General features: G+C 34.7%; 19 protein-coding genes. 12 read left to right on the plus strand and 7 right to left on the minus strand.

From position 1 onward, the window contains the following. Window positions 1-199: 199 nt before the first annotated feature. The 8 genes from CLV33_RS06085 to CLV33_RS06120 all read left to right on the plus strand — a co-directional run bounded on the left by CLV33_RS06085 (window position 200) and on the right by CLV33_RS06120 (window position 12,309). Window positions 200-2,812, plus strand: coding sequence for a TonB-dependent receptor (locus tag CLV33_RS06085; RefSeq protein ID WP_105473149.1), 2,613 nt, complete (start codon window positions 200-202; stop codon window positions 2,810-2,812). Window positions 2,813-2,932: 120 nt separating this feature from the next. Then, a complete protein-coding gene (pyrH, locus tag CLV33_RS06090; RefSeq protein ID WP_045371475.1) occupies window positions 2,933-3,640 on the plus strand; it encodes a UMP kinase in 708 nt (235 codons plus the stop codon). Between the two features lie 71 nt (window positions 3,641-3,711). Then, on the plus strand, window positions 3,712-4,269 hold the full coding sequence (gene frr / locus CLV33_RS06095) for a ribosome recycling factor (RefSeq protein ID WP_042245341.1): 558 nt from the start codon (window positions 3,712-3,714) through the stop codon (window positions 4,267-4,269). Between the two features lie 57 nt (window positions 4,270-4,326). After that, the gene (locus CLV33_RS06100; RefSeq protein ID WP_244906392.1) at window positions 4,327-5,595 is read left to right on the plus strand and encodes a hypothetical protein; all 1,269 of its coding nucleotides are present in this window, start codon (window positions 4,327-4,329) and stop codon (window positions 5,593-5,595) included. Window positions 5,596-5,656: 61 nt separating this feature from the next. Beyond that, on the plus strand, window positions 5,657-8,068 hold the full coding sequence (locus CLV33_RS06105) for an efflux RND transporter permease subunit (RefSeq protein WP_105473150.1): 2,412 nt from the start codon (window positions 5,657-5,659) through the stop codon (window positions 8,066-8,068). Between the two features lie 117 nt (window positions 8,069-8,185). Continuing rightward, window positions 8,186-9,619 carry an asparagine--tRNA ligase gene (asnS, locus tag CLV33_RS06110; RefSeq protein ID WP_105473151.1) on the plus strand — a complete coding sequence of 478 codons (1,434 nt, stop codon included), beginning with the start codon at window positions 8,186-8,188 and terminating at the stop codon, window positions 9,617-9,619. A gap of 574 nt (window positions 9,620-10,193) precedes the next feature. After that, entirely contained in the window at window positions 10,194-11,654 is a 1,461-nt protein-coding gene (gene rpoN / locus CLV33_RS06115) for an RNA polymerase factor sigma-54 (protein ID WP_105473152.1), read from the plus strand. 40 nt (window positions 11,655-11,694) lie between these two features. Further along, window positions 11,695-12,309, plus strand: a complete 615-nt coding sequence (locus tag CLV33_RS06120; RefSeq protein ID WP_042245347.1) for a hypothetical protein — start codon at window positions 11,695-11,697, stop codon at window positions 12,307-12,309. A 14-nt stretch (window positions 12,310-12,323) separates the two neighbouring features. On the opposite strand, the gene CLV33_RS06125 is transcribed toward CLV33_RS06120, so the two are convergent. The 5 genes from CLV33_RS06125 to CLV33_RS06145 are packed head-to-tail and all read right to left on the minus strand — an operon-like array spanning window position 12,324 to window position 15,366. After that, on the minus strand, window positions 12,324-13,025 hold the full coding sequence (locus CLV33_RS06125; protein WP_105473153.1) for a porin family protein: 702 nt from the start codon (window positions 13,023-13,025) through the stop codon (window positions 12,324-12,326). A 34-nt stretch (window positions 13,026-13,059) separates the two neighbouring features. Further along, the gene (locus tag CLV33_RS06130; RefSeq protein WP_105473154.1) at window positions 13,060-14,316 is read right to left on the minus strand and encodes a Y-family DNA polymerase; all 1,257 of its coding nucleotides are present in this window, start codon (window positions 14,314-14,316) and stop codon (window positions 13,060-13,062) included. An 18-nt stretch (window positions 14,317-14,334) separates the two neighbouring features. Next, window positions 14,335-14,613, minus strand: coding sequence for a type II toxin-antitoxin system RelE/ParE family toxin (locus CLV33_RS06135; protein ID WP_105473155.1), 279 nt, complete (start codon window positions 14,611-14,613; stop codon window positions 14,335-14,337). Then, window positions 14,610-14,861, minus strand: a complete 252-nt coding sequence (locus CLV33_RS06140; protein WP_105473156.1) for a hypothetical protein — start codon at window positions 14,859-14,861, stop codon at window positions 14,610-14,612. The genes CLV33_RS06135 and CLV33_RS06140 overlap by 4 nt, the downstream gene beginning before the upstream one ends. Before the next feature lie 58 nt (window positions 14,862-14,919). Next, window positions 14,920-15,366 carry a DUF3157 family protein gene (locus CLV33_RS06145; protein WP_105473157.1) on the minus strand — a complete coding sequence of 149 codons (447 nt, stop codon included), beginning with the start codon at window positions 15,364-15,366 and terminating at the stop codon, window positions 14,920-14,922. An 80-nt stretch (window positions 15,367-15,446) separates the two neighbouring features. Here CLV33_RS06145 and CLV33_RS06150 point away from each other — a divergent pair, with 80 nt between their 5' ends. Continuing rightward, window positions 15,447-15,872 (plus strand): putative signal transducing protein, encoded by a 426-nt coding sequence (locus tag CLV33_RS06150; RefSeq protein ID WP_105473158.1) that lies wholly within the window; start codon window positions 15,447-15,449, stop codon window positions 15,870-15,872. A gap of 38 nt (window positions 15,873-15,910) precedes the next feature. Here the strand turns inward: CLV33_RS06150 and CLV33_RS06155 are convergent, their stop codons facing one another. Further along, window positions 15,911-17,404, minus strand: coding sequence for an aminotransferase-like domain-containing protein (locus CLV33_RS06155; RefSeq protein ID WP_105473159.1), 1,494 nt, complete (start codon window positions 17,402-17,404; stop codon window positions 15,911-15,913). Window positions 17,405-17,479: 75 nt separating this feature from the next. Here CLV33_RS06155 and CLV33_RS06160 point away from each other — a divergent pair, with 75 nt between their 5' ends. From CLV33_RS06160 to CLV33_RS06170, 3 genes are all read left to right on the plus strand, one after another. Next, window positions 17,480-19,297 carry a TonB-dependent receptor plug domain-containing protein gene (locus tag CLV33_RS06160; protein ID WP_105473160.1) on the plus strand — a complete coding sequence of 606 codons (1,818 nt, stop codon included), beginning with the start codon at window positions 17,480-17,482 and terminating at the stop codon, window positions 19,295-19,297. 74 nt (window positions 19,298-19,371) lie between these two features. Continuing rightward, window positions 19,372-20,226, plus strand: a complete 855-nt coding sequence (locus tag CLV33_RS06165; RefSeq protein WP_105473161.1) for a cupin-like domain-containing protein — start codon at window positions 19,372-19,374, stop codon at window positions 20,224-20,226. Between the two features lie 69 nt (window positions 20,227-20,295). Next, window positions 20,296-20,787 carry a DUF6646 family protein gene (locus CLV33_RS06170; protein ID WP_105473162.1) on the plus strand — a complete coding sequence of 164 codons (492 nt, stop codon included), beginning with the start codon at window positions 20,296-20,298 and terminating at the stop codon, window positions 20,785-20,787. A gap of 63 nt (window positions 20,788-20,850) precedes the next feature. Here the strand turns inward: CLV33_RS06170 and CLV33_RS06175 are convergent, their stop codons facing one another. Further along, the gene (locus CLV33_RS06175; protein WP_105473163.1) at window positions 20,851-21,324 is read right to left on the minus strand and encodes a regulatory protein RecX; all 474 of its coding nucleotides are present in this window, start codon (window positions 21,322-21,324) and stop codon (window positions 20,851-20,853) included. Window positions 21,325-21,412: the final 88 nt, after the last annotated feature.

The raw sequence follows: 21,412 nt of genomic DNA on the forward strand, positions 1-21,412 counted from the left end.
GTTGAAATAGGGCTAATTGCAATGGCCCACAACCTTAAAAAGTATAGTTTGGCAATATAAAATCACTTTTGCTTTTTTATATTGAGCGTTTTGTAGCAAAAATTAAACGTCAAAAAAAACAAACTGAAAAATAACCAAAAAGAAAATCGCCTAAAAATTACTTTTTAGACGACCTCTTTCTTCATACAGCCAACAACTTATAGTTTCTGGTACAGTAACTGATTCACTTCAAACCCCTTTAGAATACACCAACATTCTAGCCATTCCTAAAGGAGAAAAAGCAGAAGTAAAATTCGCCATAACCAACAAAAACGGCAATTATGAATTAGGCTTAGCCAAACACCAAACTTACAAAATCACAGTAAGCCACCTAGGCTACAAACCCCAAACCATTACCCTAACCACCACAGACCAAAACATAACCAAAAATTTTATCTTGCTTGAAAACCCCGACCAGTTGGACGAGGTTACGCTCAATTATACACCTCCCATATCCGTAAAAAAAGATACCATTACCTATAAAGTTGATGCTTTTACTAGTGGCGAGGAGCGCAAACTGCGCGAGGTATTAAAAAAACTCCCCGGCGTGGAGGTGGACCGAGAGGGCAACGTAAAGGTCCAGGGCAAAAAGGTAACCAAGGTGCTGGTGGAGGACAAAACCTTTTTTACGGGCAATAGTAAACTAGCAGTAAATAATATTCCTGCCGATGCTGTAGATAAGGTAGAGGTATTGGATAATTATAGCGAAGTGGCCATGTTAAAAGGTTTGGAAGATAGTGATGACATGGCTATGAACATAAAACTTAAAGCAGATAAAAAAAAGTTTGTGTTTGGCGATGTAGAGGCTGGTGGCGGTATTAAAAAACGCTACGTAATCCACCCCAACCTGTTTTATTATAGCCCAAAAACCAACGTAAACTTTATTGGAGACCTCAACAACATAGGCATTAAAAGCTTTACGTTTCGTGATTATTTAGAATTTGAAGGAGGCATTAGTAAACTGTTGCGAGATGCCAGTGGCTATTTTAGTTTAATAAAAGACGATTTTGCGCAGTATCTCAACAATCAAGATTTTAGGGAGAACACCAACCAATTTGGGGCATTAAACATTAGGCAGTCCATTTCTAACAGTACGGATGTAAGCGGGTATATTATTGCATCAAACTCCAAGACCCAAACGGAGACCAATACGCTTAACAGTTATCAAAATATTTCTACCCCTTTTCTTGAAGAAAGAATGGTAACCAATAGCCTTGACAATTTTTTTACCATTGGTAAAATAACTTTAGAATACAACCCAAGCTACGAAGAGGATTTAACTTACAACACCTTCCTAAAAACAACCAATAGTGCAAATAATGGCTTGATAAATACCGTAAGCCCAAATCAGGATAATCGCATACAAACAATTTCAGATATTATATCTTTCAACCTAAAGCAAAACATCAGCTATAGCCGTAAACTATCAAAAGACCACACAGCGACTTTAGAGGCCTCATATAATTTTCAAAATGACACCCCCATTACCGAGTGGCTTACCAATCGACAGATTTTACAGGGGCTTATTCCCTTGGAAGACGACACTATGTTTAATATTCTGCAAATAAAACGCTCAAAATCCCACGATATTAATGTCGTAGTTAAGGACTATTGGGTGCTTAATAATTTTAATCACCTATACACCAGTTTTGGCGTTAATGCCTCCTTTAATAGTTTTTATAATCTAGATGGTCAACAATTATCCAATGGCAGTTTTAATAACTTTAATACCGCAAATTTTGGTAACGATTTTCGCTATCGGTTTTTTAATACCTTTTTGGGGCTAGAGTACAAATTCCAAATTGGTATTGCTACGTTTAAACCTATGTTGTACTATCAGTTTTACAATTGGCACACCAAACAATTTGACGAGCAATATTCTAATGATAAAGGTTTGTTATTGCCAAAATTCACAGCTAAGGTGGAATTTAACAATAGTGAAAAGCTCAATTTTAAATACAATTTAAACGCACGATTTCCCGCTATTAATCAATTAGCTAATAATTTTATCCTTTCAAATTTTAATAGTGTGTTTAGAGGAAATCAACAACTGGAAAACCAACTGTATCATACCGCAAGCTTAAGTTATTATAAATTTAGCCTTTTTAGGCAATTCAATCTCAACTTAAATACCACGTTTAATAAACGTTTAGAAACTATTAAAACCACAACAGAGCTTAACGGTATAGAATCGTTCAATACAACTGTAATGTTCGACCAGCCAGAACATAACTGCAATGTTAGCGGCACCATTTCAAAAAAAGTCAATAAAATAAGATACCGTTTGGGCAGTGATTTTTCATATAACGATTTTTATCAATTGCTTAATGATGACACCCAACTTAATATTTCAAAATCCGTTTCGGGAACTTTTGGTATTGAGACGCATTTTAAAAATTACCCGAACCTAGAGATTAACTACACTAAAAACTTAAATCGCTATAATGCCAACAATACTATTAACACTTTTGAAAACGATAGGTTTGAAGCTATTTTAGAATACGATTTTTTAAAAAACTTTATTTTTAAGGCCGATTACCAATTTGATAATTACCAAAATAAAAGCCTTAATATTAAAAATAGGTTTGACGTCGCCAATGCATCGCTGTTCTATCAAAAAGAAGACAACCCTTGGGGTTTTGAGGTAAGTGCTACAAATATTTTTGATATAAAATTCAAGCAGCAAAATTCGTTTAATAGTTTTATTGTAAGCGATACTAGGACTTTTGTTTTACCTAGAATTGTGATGTTTAAATTAAGTTACAAGCTTTAATTTGAAAAACAGCAGTCATTTAGAGGGAGGCACTACCGAAGAATTTACGCATTAAATTGGTGTTTTATAAATTTCAGAAATAAAAAAATTATGTAGTTTTGTTAAACTTCAATTTAAAAAATGAAATACAAAAGAATACTCCTAAAACTATCGGGTGAAGCCTTAATGGGAACACGCCAATACGGTATAGACCCAGAACGTTTAGCCGAATACGCCCAAGACATTAAAACCATTACAGACAAAGGCGTACAAGTAGCTATTGTTATTGGTGGTGGCAATATTTTTAGAGGCGTTGCAGGTGCAAGCAACGGTATGGACCGCGTACAAGGAGACCATATGGGCATGCTGGCTACCGTAATAAACGGGCTAGCTCTACAAAGTGCCCTTGAGGACGCAAACATTCCAACACGATTGCAAACTGCCATAAAAATAAATGAAGTTGCAGAACCGTTTATACGCAGAAAAGCAATGCGCCATCTAGAAAAAGGTCGCGTTGTAATTTTTGGCGGTGGCACTGGAAACCCTTACTTTACTACAGATTCGGCTGCTGTACTGCGCGCTATTGAAATAGAGGCTGATGTTATTTTAAAAGGTACTCGTGTAGACGGCATCTACAATGTAGATCCAGAAAAGGACAGTAGCGCCGTGAAATTCAACTCTATTTCTTTTGATGATGTATTGAAAAAAGGATTAAAGGTAATGGATACTACCGCCTTTACCTTAAGTCAAGAAAATAATTTACCTATTATTGTTTTTGATATGAACAAACCTGGAAATTTATTAAAAGTAGTATCGGGTGAATCTATCGGAACCGAAGTAATTATTTAAATGTGGCGTAATTTTTGAATATTTTTTTCTTAACACAGTTGAAGTATTTTGACAATTAAATTTTAAAAAAAATGAACGAAGACATACAATTTATACTAGACACCGCAAAAGAAGCAATGGATAATGCAATTGCACATCTTAAAAAGCAGTTTATAAACATTAGAGCCGGTAAAGCAAGTCCTGCCATGTTAGGTAGTGTTATGGTAGATTATTATGGGTCACAAACACCATTAAACCAAGTTGCCAATGTTAACACACCAGATGGTAGAACAATAACGGTACAACCATGGGAAAAAAATATGCTTCAAGAGATAGAGCGTGGTATTGCCTATGCAAACCTTGGGTTTAACCCTATGAATAATGGCGAAACCATAATTATAAATGTGCCACCTTTAACTGAAGAACGCCGAAAAGACTTATCTAAACAAGCTAAAGCTGAAGCCGAAGACGCCAAAGTAAGTATAAGAGCCGCTCGAAAAGACGCCATGAACGATGTGAAGAAAAATGATGATGTGTCTGAAGACTTAAAAAACAATGCTGAAATTGATATACAAGAAATGACGGATAAGTACGTTAAGAAAGTAGATGAATTATTTGATAATAAAGAAAAAGAAATCATGACCGTATAAAAGGAAGCGACAAAACAGTCGCTTCTTTCCTTTAATTCCTAGCTTTTATTACTACTAATGCTAAAAATTTGCACCCTTGTTTTCTGTTTTTCTTTCGGTTTGGTGCAAGCTCAAAATTCGGCATTTCATTTTTTTGAAGTAGAGCAAGATTCTATTAAAAAAAACTTTTTTCTAAAGCAATTAGGAAACGGCTACTTCCCTACCAAATATTTCGATTTTGATTTACGGTATTTAGTAAAATACAACCAATATGAAGGTTTAAGAACCGGTTTAGGTGGCGTTACCAATAAAAACCTATCGGAAAAATTTAAGATTAACGGCTATACGGTTTACGGCTTTAGGGATGATGCCTACAAATACAGTGTTGGAGGAAGCATACGGCTATCGCAAAGTACCAATACATGGTTAAACTTGTCTTATACTGATGATTTACAAGAAACCGGAAGCTCTAAATTTTTAACAGACACACGGTTTTTTCAGTTTTTCGAACCACGCTTGTTAAATATAGATTTATTTCATAGGCATATTACGCAAGCCATTTCCATAAACCATCAGTTACACCCTAAGTTATCAACCGTAGCCCAGTTTTCTGTGAGTAATGTAGAGCCCACATACAATTATTTATTCAACCTAAACAATACACTTTACGATAAGTTTCAATTTAGTACAGCTACACTATCGGCACAATGGAGTCCGTTTAGCCAATTCAGAATAGTTGATAATCTTTACGAAAACATAAAAGAAGGCTATCCAAAATTTACATTGCAATACACAAGAAGCGTAAAAAATGTTTTAAAGGGCGATTTTAATTTTTCAAAATTAGATTTTAAAACCATACACAGGCATCTCCACAAAAATAAAAATGTTTCGGAAATTACTTTAGTATCGGGTATGGCACGTGGCGATGTACCGCTAACGCATTTGTACCATGCCTATCCAAACAATATTACTAAGGAAACTATTTTACAACGTTTTTCGGTAGCAGGCATTACCAGTTTTGAAACCATGTACTTCAACGAATTTTTTTCTGATAAGTTTACAACACTTCAGTTTAAACATTTTTTAAGGCCATTTAATATTTCACAACGTTACAAACCACAACTGGTGCTTATTTCGCGGTTTGCCATTGGAGACATGAACAACCCAGAACGTCATGAAAATGTAACCTTTGGTTCTTTACGCAAGGGCTATACAGAATCTGGCTTTGAGATTAATAAATTGCTCTTTGGTTTTGGTTTAAGTTTTACCTACCGTTATGGCGGTTATCACTTACCAAATTTTGAAGATAACATTGCTTTTAAATTTACTTTTAACCTAACATTATAGGTCTTTTACAACGCTTAATACATTGTTTTTTCTACCTTTGCCCATCTTTTTATAAAGGCGCATGTTTAAATTGTTGACAAAAGATTTTTGGGATGTTACCGCAAGACTAATTCTTAGAAATAAAATAATTATTCTTGTAGGGATTGTAATTGCTACTTACCTTTTTAGTACGCAATGGCAATATATGCGCTTTAGTAATACCGAGGCTAATTTATTGCCCGACGACCACGAGGCAAATATTGCTTACAACAATTTTTTACAAACTTTTGGGGAAGAAGGTAATTTAATAGTAATTGGCGTAAAAGACAGCACACTTTTTACGGTTGAAAAACTTAATGCTTGGAATAAATTTTGTTCTGAATTTAAAGATTATGACGCTATAGAAGCGGTTATTTCTATAAAAGATCTACAAAAGTTAGTTAAAAATACCGACGAGGAAAAATTTACCTTAGAGCCATTTATAAAAGATTCTGTTACAAGTATATCACAAATTAAAACGCTACAAAACGAATTATTTAATAAATATCCGTTTTACGATAATTTTTTATTTAATAGTGAAACAAAAACTGTACGTACTGCATTATATTTTAAAAAATCGCTTGTAAACACTTCTACAAGAAAAGAATTTGTACTCAATATTTTAGAACCAAAAATTGCAGCTTTTGAAACCAATTACGATTTAGATGTTCGTATTTCTGGCATGCCGTATATACGTACCAAAAACGCCGAAAATATAATTGACGAGATTGGAAAGTTTGTTTTAGCAGCATTACTAGTAACCTCGTTAATTTTCTTTTTCTTCTTCCGTTCCTTCAGGGCTACATTTATATCGCTAATTGTAGTGTGCATAGGCGTTATGTGGACGCTGGGTATTATTGGATTGTTAAAATATGAAATTACAGTTTTAACAGCCTTAATTCCGCCATTAATTATCGTTATTGGTATACCCAATTGTATTTTTCTAATTAACAAATACCAACATGAGGTAAAATTACATGGTAATAAAGTAAAATCGTTACAGCGCGTTATTACAAAAATTGGTAACGCTACGTTAATGACCAATGTTACTACAGCATCTGGTTTTGCAACCTTTATCCTTACGGAAAGTACTTTACTAAAAGAGTTTGGTATTGTGGCATCCCTAAGTATTCTAGCAATTTTTATTCTATGCTTACTTATAATCCCTATTATTTATACATTTTTACCATTCCCTAAAGACCGCCATTTAGAGCATTTAAACAAACGCTGGATTGGAGGTTTTGTAAACTGGATGGAACACATGGTGCGCCAAAAGCGCATTGCCATTTACGCCATTTCAGTATTATTGCTTATTGTAAGTATGATTGGTATTAACCAAATTAAGATTTCGGGCAGTTTAATTGAAGACATGCCACAAGAGTCTGAATTTGTAAACGATATTCGGTTTTTTGAAGAAGAGTTTGATGGTATTTTACCCGTTGAAATTATGGTAGATACCAAGCGTAAAAAAGGAGTAATGAAACTCTCTACCCTAAAACGCATGGATCAACTTGAAGAGTTTATTGAAGAAACGCCACAATTATCAAAACCCATATCGGTAGTTGGTTTAGTAAAATATTCTAAACAAGCCTACTACAACGGCAATCCAAAACATTATCAGTTACCAACGTCGCAAGAAAACAGTTTTATTTTATCGTATGCTAAAAATTCATCATCCGATGTAGATTTACTTAAAAATTTTGTAGATAGCACCGGGCAATACGCACGCATTACTACGTTTATGAAGGATATTGGCACCGATAAAATGGAGCGCATCCAAGAAAACTTAGGAGATAAAATTGCCAAAGTATTTCCAGAAGAACGTTACAATGTTACCATGACGGGTAAAGCATTGGTATTTCAAAAGGGCACAAAATATTTGGTAAAAAACTTAGCCATTTCGCTTTCTTTGGCCATTTTACTAATATCAATCTTTATGGCTTACATGTTTAGGTCTGCAAGAATGATTATTGTGTCGCTTATTCCTAATTTGCTACCGCTGTTGGTCACTGCCGGATTAATGGGCTACCTAGGCGTACCCATAAAACCTTCAACTATTTTGGTATTTAGTATAGCCTTTGGTATTTCGGTAGACGATACCATTCATTTTTTAGCAAAATACAGACAAGAATTACAAGCCAATAAATGGAAAATTAAGCCCTCGGTTTATGGTGCTTTACGAGAAACAGGGGTAAGTATGTTTTACACATCTATTGTATTGTTCTTTGGGTTTTCTGTTTTTACCATATCTAGTTTTGGCGGCACCGTAGCCCTAGGCGCTTTAGTTTCGGCCACCTTATTATTTGCTATGTTATCTAACTTATTGTTATTGCCTTCGCTTTTACTATCTCTAGAACGCAGTATTGCAAACAAACAGGTGTTTAAAAAACCACCTATTAACGTAATTCCAGAAGAAGACGATAACATACCTGAGCACTCTGCGAACCTAGACTAATTACAGTTTAAAACTTCTCTTATAGTAATAATCTGAAAATTATTCAATTTTTGGAATTTATTATTTGAATTTTAAACATTGAATCTATTATATTTACTGCTCAAAAAACCCTTATATATGCAATTATATTCCGTTTCGCAGCTATTAAAACAGGAAAATAAATTACCAGAAGTTGAAGTTAAAGGTTGGGTAAGAACATTTAGGGCAAACCGATTTATTGCCTTAAACGATGGTTCTACACTAAACAATATACAATGTGTTGTAGATTTTGAAAGCACAGACGAAGCTCTTTTAAAACGCATAACAACAGGCGCTGCATTACATATAAAAGGAGAATTGGTAGAAAGCCAAGGTAAAGGGCAAAATGTAGAAATTCTTGTAAGCGCTATAGAAGTTTTAGGCGATTCTGACCCTGAGGAATACCCTATTCAACCCAAAAAACATTCGTTTGAGTTTTTACGGGAAAACGCACATTTACGCACGCGTACAAATACATTTAGCGCTGTAATGCGTTTGCGCTCTACGCTGTCTTACGCCATCCATAAATACTTTAATGATAATGGGTTTTACTACATGCACACACCCATTATTACAGGTAGCGATGCCGAAGGTGCTGGTGAAATGTTTAAGGTTACTAAACTAGATGCCAAAAACCCACCGCTAGACGATAATGGCAATGTAGATTACTCTAAAGATTTTTTTGGAAAAGAAACCAACTTAACCGTATCTGGCCAGTTAGAAGCGGAGACCTATGCCATGTCTTTAGGTAAAGTGTATACCTTTGGGCCAACGTTTAGAGCCGAAAACTCTAATACCTCTAGGCATTTATCTGAATTCTGGATGATTGAACCAGAAGTTGCCTTTATGGATTTGCCTGGAAATATGGATTTGGCCGAAGATTTCCTAAAATATGTACTTAACTACATTTTAGAAAATAACAGAGACGATCTAGACTTTTTAGAGCAACGCTTAATAAACGAGGAAAAAACCAAACCTCAGGCAGAACGTAGTAACATGTCGCTTATTGAAAAATTAAAATTTGTAATTGATAATAATTTTAAACGTGTAAGTTACACCGAAGCTATAGATATTTTACGTAACAGCAAGCCCAACAAAAAGAAAAAGTTTAAATTCCCAATTAGCGATTGGGGCGCCGATTTACAAAGCGAGCATGAACGCTTTTTGGTGGAAAAACATTTTAAGTGTCCTGTAATACTGTTTGATTATCCTGCTAATATTAAAGCATTTTACATGCGCTTAAACGAAGATGGTAAAACCGTTCGTGCTATGGATATCCTTTTTCCTGGCATTGGCGAAATGGTGGGCGGTTCGCAGCGTGAGGAACGTTTAGAAGTGCTTAAGGAAAAAATGGCCGCTTTAGATATTCCTGAAGAGGAACTGTGGTGGTACCTAGATTTACGCAAATACGGTACCGCGGTACATTCTGGTTTTGGCTTAGGTTTTGAGCGCTTAGTTATGTTTGTTACTGGCATGACAAATATTCGTGATGTAATTCCTTACCCAAGAACGCCACAAAATGCGGAGTTTTAAGTTTTTTAAAAACAGCAAACACCTTGGTTACTAATGCATAAACTACATTTTACAGGTTAACCCGCGCTAGGGATTGAGGTATGTGTTGAAGCTCTCCCGCCTTTTGCGGGAAGCGACTACCGAAAGCCCGACCCGACCTAAGGAGGGTAGCGCCCAAATAAATAATATTTTATTGTAAACTTTAAAGAACGCTTCTTACTTTTTATGCTTAACCGAAAATGAGATAAAATTGGTTAATATAATATACCTTTTGAAGTGCATCGCAGCAATACAGACGAGAAAAGCAACGAAATATGAACAAATTTCAACCATTTTTTAGGCAATAGAAAAAGTTAAAATGAGGCGTTATAATAATTTGGTACGACCTTTGGTTTACGTAATGTTTTTTTATCTTTGATTCAGACCAAATGATTTTAAAATGATGGATATTAAATTTGAATTATAGGTTCTTTAAATGAAATAGAAACTACAAGCATAGCTTTGGTTAAGGTTCTATTTTATATTGAAATACAAAGGAAACAAAAACGCATTTAATCCGTTATTTTAAAGTTTATTGGTGTTATACCAAACAACCATGTTAAAGCAACATTTACAGTTTAAATTATCGCAGAAGCTATCGCCCCAGCAAATTCAATTAATGAAATTGATACAGTTGCCTACGCAAGCTTTTGAGCAACGTATAAAACAAGAACTAGAGGAAAACCCTGCGCTAGAAGGTGGCAAGGAAGAAAAGGCTGATGATTTTGATGCTGAGTTTGAAAATAGTACCGACGATTTTGATGATAGCGAAACTATAAATGCCGAAGATATTAATATTGACGAGTATTTAAGTGATGACGAAGTACCAGATTACAGAACCCAAGCCAATAATTACAGTAGCGATGATGAAGAAAAAACCATGCCTTATGCTGCTGGCACATCGTTTACACAACATTTAATACATCAGTTAAACACCTACAGACTTTCTGATGAGGAACGCGATATTGCTGAATTTTTAGTAGGTAGCGTAGATGAAAGTGGCTATATAAGGCGTTCGCTCTCTGATATTATGGACGATTTGGCGTTTACCCAAAATGTGTATACTACCGAAGATAAGATTGAAAGTGTTTTAAAAATTGTACATCAGCTAGACCCTGCTGGTGTTGGTGCGCGTAACCTCCAGGAGTGTTTAAGCATTCAACTACATAGAAAAGAAAAAACTGCCGATACCGATTTAGCCATTACTATTATAGATAACGCTTTTGATGCCTTTACCAAAAAACATTACAAAAAATTATTACAGAAATTTGATATTTCTGAAATACAACTAAAAGATGCCATAACTGAAATTGAGCATTTAAACCCAAAACCTGGAGGCTCTTATGCTGGCAATAATCGTATTGTAGAGCATGTGGTGCCAGATTTTGCCATAAAAATTGTAGATGGCGAATTAGAGTTAACCCTTAACGGTAGAAATGCACCCGAGCTACACGTATCTAGAGAATACAACAACATGCTCAAAGGTTACAAGGATGCTAAAGATAAGAGCAAATCGCAAAAAGATGCAGTTATATTTATAAAGCAAAAGCTAGATGCGGCTAAATGGTTTATTGAAGCCATAAAACAACGCCAGCAAACCTTATTTGTTACTATGAGTGCGATTATGCATTACCAAAAAGATTATTTTTTAACTGGTGATGAGCGCCAATTAAAACCTATGATACTTAAGGATATTGCAGATGAAATTGATATGGATGTATCCACCGTTTCTCGTGTTGCCAATAGCAAATATGTAGATACACCTTATGGTACAAAATTGATAAAAGAATTCTTTTCTGAATCTATGAAAAACGATCAGGGAGAAGATGTGTCTACCAGAGAAATAAAAAAAATTCTAGAAACTGTTATCGAGGAAGAAAATAAAAAGAAACCACTTACCGATGAGGCCTTAGCTAAAATTTTAAAAGAAAAAGGTTACCCCATAGCTAGACGTACCGTAGCAAAATACAGGGAACAACTAGATATTCCTGTGGCACGCTTAAGAAAAAAGATATAGTGAACGTATCGCAACTTTTTATATGCCCTAAACCATAAAGATGAGATTAACACACCATATCTTAAAAAGTATTTCGGTTATTTTTCATCCATTAATAATGCCCATTGCTGGTGTTATTTTTTACTTTGTTAAAACACCACGTTTTATCGACAGGCAAGTAATTTGGGCAAAATTAACCTCGCTCTCTATACTTACCATTATTTTGCCTATACTCTTATACTTTTTATTAAAAACATTGGGGCATGTAAATTCTATTTATTTAAAAAGCACCAAAGAGCGCATTATTCCACTAATTTTAAACGCTATTGTTGTTATTTTGGTAACGCAACGTATACTAAGACCCGACCCATACATTGAACTTTACTATTTTTTTATAGGCATTTTAATTTCCACTTTGTCTTGTTTAATATTAACGTTTTTTAAGTTTAAAGCCAGTATACATATGATTGCTATTTCTGGCGTATTTATGTTTTTTATTGCGTTGAGTATTCACTTTAGTATTAATATTAATGGCACGTTGGCCTTAATGAGCATTATTAGTGGTGCAGTTGCTACATCTAGACTACATTTAAAAGCGCATACCTACCCAGAGTTAATTATGGGAGTTGTTATAGGTGTGTTTCCTCAGTTAATTTTAGTTAATAACTGGTTATAATAAAAATGGTAGTGTTAAAGCACGTAAAATATCAATCCTATTTTAACAGCATTCATATCTAGATTTTCGCCATTTAGTTGTGCGGTATCAGAAAAAATAGGATGTAAACCGTAATATATAAATACATTCCAAGTATTATAGCCCACACTTAGGGTGAGTCCGTATTGAAATGTATTAAAATCTTCTATATTATTATATTTTAATTCGCCTAAACTACCTATAAACTTACTTCTGTTGGCAAATACATATCCTAATTTCACACCTGTATAAATACGCCAAAATTTGTAAGACGTTGCTGTAGAAGTACGCCACCTATACTCTATGGGTAATTCTAGAACATGTTCTGAAAACTTATTTTTAGTAAAGCTTACCAAATTGTCATCTATAATGCTATAAATAAAACTCCCTGTATTATCCTGCTGAATTAGCATATTTTGAATATATGAGTTGGTAGAATAGCCCAAGCCTATACCAATAGATTTGTTTCGGCGTTTATTTATGGGCATATCCTTTATATATCCTAAATGAAACCCTAGCGAGAAACTGTTTTGTTTTAAACCTGCGTCTTTGGGTTTGTTGCCCAATAAATTGTATGTTGTACCAATATAAAACTGATCTTCTTTATATAATGAATCTACAACTTTACTTGTTATTTCCTGAGAAAATATAAGTGTTGTAAAAAGAGAAAAAATTAAAACTACGCAGGGTTGTTTCATTTATAAACTGTTCTAGTGTAACAAATATAGTGCATTATTTTACCACAATAATTTCGTTAATGTTGGTAGTGTACCTTGGCGATAAGCGTTCTTGACGCATTTTCCAGGTACGCTGTAAATCTTGGTTGCCTAGTTTTATTTTATTATCAGCATATTTTTTGTTTAATCTGTCTATAGTACGCATTAAGGGTTTGTGTTTGGGATTTTCGTTATCAAACATTTGTAATTGCTGGTTATCTGTTGGTACTAAGCCCATTACAATAACTCCTGCGCGTTTGTACTTAATACCTTCTTTAAACATTTGTGTAGCTACCCTAACGGCTTCCCTACTAATAACCAAGCTAGAATCTGTAGGGTAAGGTAAAGTTACCACTCTACTCGCCCTGTGCTGTTCTAAGTTTTTTTTGTGTTTATCGCTTTGTAATGTTACATACACCATGTAGCAACTAGACCCCTGTTTACGTAATTTTTCGGCACAAATAGCAGCAAAGGTAGAAATACGCTCTTTTATATAGTTTATATCATCATAGGTATAATCAAAACTGCGTGTAGTAGCTATAGCCCTTTTAGTTGTAGGTTCATCTAGCTGTAATTGAGGTATGCCTTCTAAATCTTTTTTTAATTTAAAACCGGTAGAGCCAAAGTTTTTGCGTACCCATGCATCTGGTAGGTTTACAAAATCTACAGCTTTATTACAGCCTTTAGCCTTTAATTTTTTTTGAAAACCTCTACCAATGCCCCAAACAGATTCAATATTCATCCATTTTAAGGCTTTAATACGTTTTTCTTCAGAATCTATAACATAAACACCCTTTGTGTCTTTAGGGAATTTACGCGCTATTTTATTGGCCACTTTACTTAATGCCTTTGTTGGCGCAACACCTACGCAAGTTGGAATCCCCGTCCACTTTAAAATACGTTGTCGTATTTGGGTACCATACGCTGTAAAATCGTGGTTGTTAAATCCTTTAAATTGTAAAAAAGCTTCGTCTATACTATACACCTCAACATCTGGTGTAAACTGTTCTAAAATAGTCATTACGCGGTGGCTCATATCGCCGTATAGCGGGTAGTTTGAAGACAGTACGCTTATGCCATTTGTCTTACAAAAATTTTCCCATTTAAAAATAGGGGCTCCCATTGGCAAATTTAGCGCTTTAGCCTCATCGCTTCTCGCAATAACGCAGCCATCGTTATTACTTAAAATAGCAACAGGTTTATTTTGCAAATTAGGGTTAAACACCCGCTCGCAAGAGGCATAAAAATTATTACAATCTACTAGGGCGTACATCTGTGATTTGAAAACTAATTATTTATAATATTGTTTGTGATGAAGAATTTTTAATACTCGTATTGCAGTACCATCTACTATAAAATGAATCCCGAAAGGAAATATTTTCGTGTGTGCAACTCTTATACCTTTGTATCTAATTTGATAAGGCAAAGGTCTTTCTTTTATTGTACCTATTTTTGCCCAAAATTCATTATTAAATCTATCAGAAAGGGTATTAGGTGTTTTTTCGTAATACGCAATGGCATCAAGGAAATTATCCAAAGTGCCTTCTTCAAATTCTATAATGTATTTCATTTACCAGCAGTAAGCTTGCGAAACTCACTTTCGCTAATATAGTGCAACTTGCCCTTTTCGTGTTTATTTAGCATATCATCCATCATGGTCTTGTACTCCTCGGTTAATTCAAAGCTATTGGCCTTTTCTTTTAAAATATGCTCCATGTAATTTTTAAGCTTGCGACCTTCTTTTTCAGCTTGAATTTGAAGTAAAACTAGTGTGTCCTGATCTAAGGAAACTTCTTTTCTTTTTTTATTTGGCATCATTTACGTGTAATTTACATGTAATATACGTATAGTTTACGAAATTAAAACTAAATATTTCTTAAAACAACTTCCCCTTCTCTACAATTTTATGGCCATTACGTTTATAATATACTTTTTTACCATTAGCACAAAACGTATAAGTACCTATTGTCTTTTTTTCTGAAGCAGATAAAAGCCTCACATCTGCCACGGTACATCCATAATCTTTAGCAACTTTTTCTTTTATATGCTTAATAGTGGCCCTGCCTTTTTTTAGTTGCGATTGTATTTTACTGCTTAATTTTGGTTCTTTAAAATCTTTTGGAAGGTTACAACCATCGTCTATATCTGTTTTTGCAATGGTTGTTATTTTATTAGTTTTAGGTTTTTCTAAATCGATGTATTCCCAAGTAAAATCGGCTTTAAGTAGTACACGGCGCCCATCTTCGGTCTTTACAATATGGTTGTTTTGAGAATATCCAATTAAGGATACTAAAAGCAGTAAAAGGCATAGCATTTCTTTCATGGCAAATATTTTAATTTATGATAAAAATACACATTTATCAACGTATTCATTTCGCTATATTTACTTAAATTTAAGAACGCATGCCACAAACCTTTACCACAATAGCTAAATTTCAGTATTCTAGTGAAGCTCAAATTATAAAAGGTCGTTTAGAATCAGACGGTATAAAAGTATTTTTAAGTGATAATTTTACCATAGATACAGATCCTTTAGTGAGTAACGCTATTGGTGGCGTAAAACTTAAGGTGCTTACCGAGGATGTTATAAAAGCAAAACACATTCTTAACAGTATTGAAAAGTATTCTGTGGACGACGAAGGCAAACCTATTACTTGTCCAAATTGTAATAAAACCGAAGTACAATTGTTTTCTACAATAACAGATTTAAAATCTTTTTTTGCATTTCTAATTGGTTTTCTTTCTGGCACTTTACCGTTTTACTCGAAAGATAAATACCGCTGCAACAACTGCCAAACAGAGTTTGATGTAAATAATCCCAAAGCTTAAAACTCGGTCTTTCCTGCTTTCGTAGGGATAACAAAACGTTATAGGTTAAGAGCAGCATCATAAGCATTTTTTAATGTTTTAACCACAATTTCAATTTCTTCTTCATTTAAATGTCCAAATCCAAAACGAATGGCACAGGTATCCCTATTTTGATAAAGTGAGGTTTTTGGGAGATATAAATCGTTTTTCTCGGCTGCTTCTGCTAGTTTAACTAATGAAATTTTAGGATTAAACTCTAACCAAATAGCTAACCCTCCAGAGGGCATTTGCCATGTTATAGTTTGCCCAAAATACGCTAGCAAATAGTTACATAAACAATCGCGTCTTTGCTTGTAAACTATAATATTCTTTTTCACTAACCTATAAATTTCACCTTCTGAAATTAACTCAGAAAGTATCTGCTGTTGTATTACATCTCCTTGCTCATCAAGCAACTGCAAATAATTTGTTGCTTCAGAAATTAAATTATCTGGCGCCACAACAAAACCCGTTTGAAAACTTGGAAATAAAGATTGCCCTAATTTACCCAAGTAAATTACCAAACCATTGGCATCGGCACTTGCCATAGGCAACATTGCCGAACCTTCGTATTGAAAATCGTAATCGTAATCGTCTTCAATAATAGCAAACTCTAGTACTTTTGCCAGTTTTAACAACTCTAAACGGCGTTCTGCACTAAGCATTCTTGTTGTTGGGTAATGCCTATTGGCGCATACATACACACAACGAATACTGCGCTTTACAAAATGGTTTTTTATATATGCCACATCCAATCCATAGTCATCTACAGGAATTGTAATAATGGTAGCGCCAGCTTGCTGAAAAATCATGTTAGCAGCATAGTTGCTTAAATGCCCTACTAAAACCACATCGTTTGGCTTTATTAAAAGTTGCGAAACAATATACAAGCTCATTTCTGTACTTCGTGTACTTATTAGGTTGTTTGGTGTTATGTAAAACCCTCTGGTAGCATTCAAATAATTACATAGCTGGGTTTTAAATACCGAATGGGATGGTGCGGTTTGGTTCCATTTTAAAATTAAAGACTTACGTTTCATAACTGCACTGTACCATCTAGAGAACTCGTGTACAGGATGCAGTCGTAAATCGGGTTTACCATCATTAATACTGTATTTTGCTGCTGTGTTTTGTAAGGTAGGAGCCAAATGGAACGAAGACTGAAAAGGAAACCCTGTTGTTTGAGAATAGGCGTACACCTTATCTATGCCCTGTATAGGCGCTTTAATTGCTGCCGTTATTTGTTCTGGCATTAAAACAAAAGTGCCTTTATTGGGAATAATCTCTACCCAGCCCTGAGATGCCAGTTCATCGTAAACGGCTACAACTGTATTTCTATGGATGCTTAATAATTGACTTAAAACACGAGAACCTGGTAACACCGTGCCTTTTTGTAAATATCCGCGCTGAATAGCATTTATAACCTGTTGTGCTATTTGTATGTAAACAGGTTTTGTATCAGATTTATCAAAATGGATTAACTGTTTTAAAATATCTATAACCGGACTATTCATTGTTTTGAAACTGGACTATTTAACTCGTCCGGAAAGTTACGACTTTTGCAACGTTTTTTTAAGCAATCCTTTATTATGAAAACAAAATATACCATTATAGCCATTTTAATAGCTTGTTGTGTTGGTAACGCCCAAGAAAAACCGCAAAAACAAAAGCTTGATACGGTTTTAATTTCCTCAACACGAATAGATTTGCCATTTAAGGAAAACTCTAGAACCATTGATGTAATAACTTCTGAAGACATAAAAAACAGCGCCACAAATAATGTTGCAGATTTGTTACAACAAGTAGCTGGTGTAGATATAAGACGTCGCGGAACAGCTGGAAGTCAGGCCGATTTATATATTCGTGGTGGTAGTTTCGACCAAACTTTACTGCTTATTGATGGCATTAAAATGGATGATGCACAAACGGGACACCATACCATGAATGCCGCTTTACCCATTGAGGTTATAGAGCGTATAGAAATTATAAAAGGGCCTGCAGCACGCGTATTTGGGCAAAATGCCTTTACTGGCGCTATTAATATTGTAACTAAAAAGCAATTAAAAAACACCGTATCTACAAATGTTGAAACAGGAAGTTTCGGGCAATTAAACGGTTCGGTAACTGTAGGTTCTGAGTTAGAGAATTCGTCTCATATTATTCACGCTGGAAAATTAACTTCGGCTGGTTACCGTAATAATTCAGACTATAACAACACCAATCTTTTTATAAAAAGCGTGTTTAACAAAAAGGCGCAAGCCATAGAAATGATTGCTACGTTTTTCGATAGAAAATTTGGTGCTGAAAATTTTTATACCACAAACCCAGATTGGAACGAGTATGAAGAAACACAAAACAGTTTAATTGGATTTACAACTACTTTTAAATCTAATAATTTTAAAATAAGACCTCGCGTGTATTGGAAACGTAATCAGGATATGTTTCTTTTAAAACGCAAAGAACCTAACTTTTTTAGAAACCTGCACATTACAGATAAAATAGGTGCAGAAGCCAATGCTTCCTATACTTCAAATCTTGGTGTAACTGGTTTTGGCGTAGATATGTCTAAAATTTACATTAGAAGTAATAATCTGGGAAATAGAAACCGTTTTATGACGAACCTATTTTTAGAACACCAATTCAAACTATTTAATAATAAATTGGATGTTACGCCCGGTATAGCCGTTACTTATTTTTCAGATTTTAAATTTCATGCATTCCCTGGGCTAGATGTTGGATATCGATTAAACGATAGTTTTAAAATTTACGCAAATACGGGTAATACCTATCGTATACCAACCTACACCGATTTGTTTTATAGCGACCCCGCAACTGTTGGTAATGAAAACTTAGAACCAGAAGAAGCGCTTTCGTTTGAATTTGGGAGCAAATACTTTTCACCAAAATTTAATGGTTCGTTTGCCATATTTTACAGAGATGCCAGCAAACTAATAGACTATGTAAAAGAAAATGAAGCAGACCGTTTTATGGCCACCAACCTACGTAATTTATATACTAAAGGGTTTGAAGTGAATACAAGCTATAACTTTAAATTAGGTAATTTACCTCAAAATTTATCCATGGGATACACATTTATAGAAGATGAAGTGGGCGATTTAAATATTCCATTTTCTAGATATTCTATTAACTCCTTAAAACATCATTTCACATCGCGTTTAAGTTCTCAAATTTCTAAAAGTGTTAACTTCAACATAATATACAAGCATGCCGAACGTACTGCTGGTTTAAGCTATAACGTTTGGGATGCATCTGCAATAATTACAGTAAAACAGTTTGAGTTTACACTAACCGCTGCCAATATTTTTGATGCTGAGTATATTGAAACTGGTGTTGTGCCAATGCCGCCTAGTAATGTGCTATTTGGGTTACGCTATGGGTTTAATTAGTTGGGCAAGTAAAACATAGTGAAGTTTACCAACATTTCCTTAACTTTGTTATACTAAACTAAAAACCTTAGTTGTTGAACTTACAAGACATTCCGCGCGTAAAAACAATTACGAAAGCCGATTTTTTAAACCACTATTTTAAGCCTCAAAAGCCTGTGGTTATCGAGCGTTTTATAGAAGATTGGCCAGCCTACAACAGTTGGAATTTAGAGTATTTCAAAAAAATTGGTGGCGATTTAACCGTACCCTTGTACGACGACAGACCTGTAGATTATAAAGACGGGTTTAACGAGCCTCACGCCAAAATGAAACTTAGCGAGTACATAGATTTACTTAAGCGCGAACCTACCAAATACCGTATTTTTTTATGGAATGCCCTAAAGGAAATTCCGCAACTACAACAAGATTTTACATTTCCCGATTTTGGTCTTCGCTTAATGAAAGGTATTCCCATGTTGTTTTTTGGGGGGCGCGATTCTTACACCTTTATGCACTACGATATAGATTTGGCAAACATTTTCCATTTTCATTTTGAAGGCAAAAAAGAATGTATTTTGTTCGACCAAAAACAGAACAATTACCTCTACAAAATTCCACATTCGCTAATTACTAGGGAAGATATAGATTTTAACAATCCAGATTTTGAAAAGTGGCCCATGCTTAAAAAAGCAAAGGGTTATAAAACCGAGTTAAATCATGGAGAGGTTTTGTACATGCCAGAAGGTTATTGGCACTATATGCGCTATGTAACCCCAGGGTTTTCTATGAGTTTACGGGCCATTGCCAGAAACCCTAAAAACTTTAGTAAGGCGATTTACAACTTGCTTGTTATGCGTAGTTTTGATAATGTAATGCGACGCATTAAAGGCCAAAAATGGATAGATTGGAAAAACGAACAAGCCATAGTACGCACACACAAACATTTATAAAACCTTTAAAGTTATAAAACTTGTAATATATTTGCGCACTCAAAACAATAGCTTAGAAAAATATTAAAGATGAAAAAACTAATTTTAATACTTGCAATCTTAAGCGTTTCACTTACTAATGCACAAGCATATAGTGGCAAAAACGATAACAAATTTCAAGTTGGTGTTAACGCACAGGACAATGGTACGGGTATAAACATAAGTTACGATTATGGTGTGGGCGATAATATATCATTTGGTTTTTCGTCTACATACCTATTAGGGGTTGAAGACGCTGTAGATGCTAATTTTGATGACAGAATAGATATAAGAGCCCGTTTTAACGCTAACCTAGGAAACGTTATTAACATTAGCGAAAAATTTGATATTTACCCAGGACTTAGCTTGGGCTTAAAGAATTTTGGCGGCCATTTAGGTGCACGTTACTTCTTCTCAGAAGGTTTTGGCATTTACACTGAGTTAAATACACCTTTTGCTAAATATAACTCTGGAACGTTAACACCAGCCGAAACACTTCACAACCAATTTACGGTTAATTTTGGCGCAAGTTTTAATCTTTAAGACGTCTCTTAAAATATTAAAAAAGCAGATAAATTTTAAGACTTTATCTGCTTTTTTATGGATTTACCCGAAAAGTTCCTTGGCTTTTTCGTACACCAAGTGCGATTCCCACCCCCTATACAACAGATAATCGATTAATTTCCGCTTTTTTTTAAGCGTGCTAGTTTCGGTCATAGTATTTGCTTTTTTTTCGGCTAAACCATTGAAAACCTCGATGTACTCCGCATTATCAATTTCTGCAAGTGCCTGATTTATATTAACTTTGCTTATGTCCTTTTGCTTTAATTCAAAAGTTAATCGGCGTCGGCCCCAAGCCTTCATTCTAAACTTACCCCTTACAAATGTTTTGGCGAAACGTGTTTCGTTAAGATAGTTGTGTTCTAAAAGATGGACTATAATCACATCGATAGCCTCGGGTATCATGTGCATAGACACTAGCTTTTGCCGCACTTCTTTATGGCAACGTTCTTGGTACGCACAATAGTGCTCTAGTTTTCTAGTAGCTTCTTGTACCGTATATGTTTTTTTAGTGTGCATGTAGCACCAAAAATAACAATTGCATTTTAGTTTGAATTAAAAATACAGAACCAAATCTACTATACTGAGCAAATTACAGTGTAGACTT

This window comes from Jejuia pallidilutea (genome assembly GCF_002973595.1).
Lineage (GTDB): Bacteria > Bacteroidota > Bacteroidia > Flavobacteriales > Flavobacteriaceae > Jejuia > Jejuia pallidilutea.

Coding starts and splice junctions, on each gene's coding strand:
- pyrH (WP_045371475.1), top strand. CDS start 2,933: ATGAAATACAAAAGAATACTCCTAAAACTATCGGGTGAAGCCTTAATG.
- frr (WP_042245341.1), top strand. CDS start 3,712: ATGAACGAAGACATACAATTTATACTAGACACCGCAAAAGAAGCAATG.
- CLV33_RS06100 (WP_244906392.1), top strand. CDS start 4,327: ATGCTAAAAATTTGCACCCTTGTTTTCTGTTTTTCTTTCGGTTTGGTG.
- CLV33_RS06105 (WP_105473150.1), top strand. CDS start 5,657: ATGTTTAAATTGTTGACAAAAGATTTTTGGGATGTTACCGCAAGACTA.
- asnS (WP_105473151.1), top strand. CDS start 8,186: ATGCAATTATATTCCGTTTCGCAGCTATTAAAACAGGAAAATAAATTA.
- rpoN (WP_105473152.1), top strand. CDS start 10,194: ATGTTAAAGCAACATTTACAGTTTAAATTATCGCAGAAGCTATCGCCC.
- CLV33_RS06120 (WP_042245347.1), top strand. CDS start 11,695: ATGAGATTAACACACCATATCTTAAAAAGTATTTCGGTTATTTTTCAT.
- CLV33_RS06125 (WP_105473153.1), bottom strand. CDS start 13,025: ATGAAACAACCCTGCGTAGTTTTAATTTTTTCTCTTTTTACAACACTT.
- CLV33_RS06130 (WP_105473154.1), bottom strand. CDS start 14,316: ATGTACGCCCTAGTAGATTGTAATAATTTTTATGCCTCTTGCGAGCGG.
- CLV33_RS06135 (WP_105473155.1), bottom strand. CDS start 14,613: ATGAAATACATTATAGAATTTGAAGAAGGCACTTTGGATAATTTCCTT.
- CLV33_RS06140 (WP_105473156.1), bottom strand. CDS start 14,861: ATGATGCCAAATAAAAAAAGAAAAGAAGTTTCCTTAGATCAGGACACA.
- CLV33_RS06145 (WP_105473157.1), bottom strand. CDS start 15,366: ATGAAAGAAATGCTATGCCTTTTACTGCTTTTAGTATCCTTAATTGGA.
- CLV33_RS06150 (WP_105473158.1), top strand. CDS start 15,447: ATGCCACAAACCTTTACCACAATAGCTAAATTTCAGTATTCTAGTGAA.
- CLV33_RS06155 (WP_105473159.1), bottom strand. CDS start 17,404: ATGAATAGTCCGGTTATAGATATTTTAAAACAGTTAATCCATTTTGAT.
- CLV33_RS06160 (WP_105473160.1), top strand. CDS start 17,480: ATGAAAACAAAATATACCATTATAGCCATTTTAATAGCTTGTTGTGTT.
- CLV33_RS06170 (WP_105473162.1), top strand. CDS start 20,296: ATGAAAAAACTAATTTTAATACTTGCAATCTTAAGCGTTTCACTTACT.
- CLV33_RS06175 (WP_105473163.1), bottom strand. CDS start 21,324: ATGCACACTAAAAAAACATATACGGTACAAGAAGCTACTAGAAAACTA.